The organism is Mesorhizobium sp. M1A.F.Ca.IN.020.06.1.1, from assembly GCF_004023265.1.
In the GTDB taxonomy this organism is placed as follows: Bacteria; Pseudomonadota; Alphaproteobacteria; order Rhizobiales; family Rhizobiaceae; genus Mesorhizobium.
Window position 1 is genome coordinate 1 of record NZ_RZSR01000826.1, and the last position, 2,721, is coordinate 2,721.

The 2,721-nt window shown below is 62.9% G+C and carries 2 protein-coding genes; one reads left to right on the forward strand and one right to left on the reverse strand.

The features are described 5' to 3' along the window. Positions 1-547, forward strand: a 547-nt coding sequence (locus tag EOA60_RS27570; RefSeq protein ID WP_128312206.1) for an AhpC/TSA family protein, incomplete at its 5' end; no start/stop codon positions are given. A 63-nt stretch (positions 548-610) separates the two neighbouring features. Here EOA60_RS27570 and EOA60_RS27575 read toward each other — a convergent pair. After that, positions 611-2,721: SAM-dependent methyltransferase (locus EOA60_RS27575; RefSeq protein ID WP_128312208.1), on the reverse strand; the 2,111-nt coding region annotated here is incomplete at its 5' end.

Here is a 2,721-nt window from a genome sequence, read left to right on the forward strand (position 1 = left end):
GTTTCGAGGTCTGCATTGTGCGTTTTGCCGACGCCATATCGCCGCCCAGGCGCGGCTTGATCCGGAACTGCGCGAAAAGGGGGTGGAAAGCCTGACGGTGGTCAACACGCCGATCGAACGGGCGCGTCTCTATTTCCGCTACCACCCGATGCCGAATCTGCTTGCGGCTTCCGACCCTGAACGCGCTTCGCATCGTGCTTTTGGACTGCCCAATCTTGAATTTACCCAGGACGACACGAACTGGCCGTACAAGGTCTCGATGGCAGCGGCAAAGGATATGCGGGTCGACATACCAGGCGAGTTGCCCGCTCCCATGGATCCTTTTGCGGCCAGCGAATTCCTCGACAAGAAGGACCATTACGAAGTGACCGAGGCCGACCAGCAGATGATGGCAACGGGACACGGACAACTGATCGGTCAATTCCTGCTGGACCGGCAGGGGGTGGTCCGCTGGAGCTTCACGGAGGTTCCAGAGGGTGGGCGATACATGTTTGGGGCGCCAAACCCGCAGGAGCTGATGTCAGCCGTATCCCAGGTCGTTCAATAGACTTGCGAACAAGGTAGTCGGGCGGGACACCGATAAAAAAGCAGAACCCGGTTTGTTCACCGGTCATCCGAGCACGGCCTCGACACGCGCAACAAAGTCTTCGAGCGAGCGATCCCCGCGAACCTCGATGCGCGGAAGGTCGATGGGATCGCAATCGAGATCCGCCGGCCCGTGTTTGCCGCCGAAGCCGATCCGATAGCCGCACTCCCTGGCCAGCCGGCCAAGCCGTCGGTCGGTGACAGAGAAGGGTGCCGCGAACGCCGTGGTTGGCCGACCGGTCCACCGTTCGACGAACATGCGAGAGCGCAGGAGCTCGGCGGCCAAATCAGAACTCGACAGACCATCGATCGCGCGATGCGTCGCCAGATGGCTTCCGAAGAACGCACCTTCGCCGGCGAGACGTCGCACCGTCCCAGCGTCCATGAGCTGCGTCGGCGGACCGCTGTCGATGTCCCACCGTGCACTTTCCCCTACCAAGTCCGTTACCAGGAACACTTCCGCGGTCAGGTCGTTCGCGCGCAAGATCGGCCAAGCATGGTCGGCAAAATTCTGGAAGCCGTCATCGAAGGTGATGAGCACCGGGCGACCAACGAAAGGTTCACGGTTGGCGATGGACCATCCCAGTTGCTCGGACGTGATGGCGTGAAAGCCATTGGCGCGCAGCCATGCCATCTGGCGGTCGAATGCGGCGGGCGTGAGCCGAAAACGGGCGAGCGCGGCTGGACCATCATCGGCGATGCCGTGGTACATGAGGACAGGGACATGCTGCCGCCGCTCGCTGCGCGCGACGTCGCGGCGCAAGGCCCGTGCCCCGCCCCAGACGATATTTCGCGCGACTCCAACACCGATGGGCGCGTGGATTGGCACATGATCAATCACCGGGTCCGTCGCCACGCCGTCCGGTGACAGGCGGCGGAAGCGGTCTATGCGATAGAGCTCGGTCTGGATCGACCGCTCGAGGACGAGGCCTTCGGTCGCCGCCAGCGTCTCCGAGATCGCTTGTGCGCCGAATGTGTTCCAGTCGAAGCCCGTCCTCTCAACATTGTCGCGGAGCACGAATGCGTGTGCGCTGACGACACTGCCGCCAGGCGTCAACGCCTCAACAAATTTCTTGGCGATGCGCCGCAACTCAGCGAGATCGTCCAGGTAGTAGAGCACTTCCGAACAGACGATCAGATCCATCTTGCCCGGAAGCGTTTCCGCGGAGAAATCCAGTACGCCGAAGTCGACATTCGGCTGATCGCTGCATCGCGCGCGCGCCCGCTCGACGGCTACGCTGGAGATGTCAGTTGCGGTCAAATGGCCGACTCGCGGCGCCAGCTGCCGCGTGAAGTGGCCCTCCGCGCAGGCCAGCTCAAGCGCCCGTCCGATGAGACCGGCAGGCAGAATTTCGAGCTGCCGCTCATACTTTTCCTGCTCATAGGGCGAACGATAGTTCCAGGGATCCTCGGTCGCGAAACGGCGATTCCAGAACGACGTGCGATCAGTACCGTTGTCATCCGCGGCCGGTTTACGGCGCGGTGCCGCTAATGGCTCTGCAGGTTCGGCGCTCGACCGAACCAGTTCCTGCGCTTTCGCGGCCAATCGCGCCAGCTTGCCGAAGTGGCTGTCCGGATCGGACGGAGGCTCCGCCATGGACAACGATGCCCCGGCTTCAGACATGTTTGACTTGTCGGCAACGCCGCTCTGCGAGGCCAACTCGATCCAATGGCTCCTTGTCACTTTCCCGAGCGCGCCGAACTGCACGCGAGCCTCGATCCGGCCGTCCATCATCAGATAGGCATAAATTCGATCGATTCCTTCCGGAAGTTCGGTGGAGGCCGGATTTCCGGCGTCGACGCGAATTCCCAGTGTCCGCGCCAATCTGCGCGGCGCGGCGAGATCGTCGGAGTCGAGAAGCATTTGCTCAAGGTGATACTGGACGCGGCGACCCGCTGCGGGATCGTCCCAGACCCTGCCGAGTTCGACGATCAACTCGGTGAGGGGGCCACCGAACCTGTCCCACCTGGCAGCCAATTGCGCTGGCACCGACAGGCTTCCTGCCATAAGGCCATCGAAGACCACCCTGGCGATCTCACGCGCCCATTTGCGTGCTGCCGGGACCGCGCGCAGGGACTGCGCGTCGATTGAGCAGGCGCCGCGTCGGATTGCGGCCGCGGCGTTCCACAGCGCGA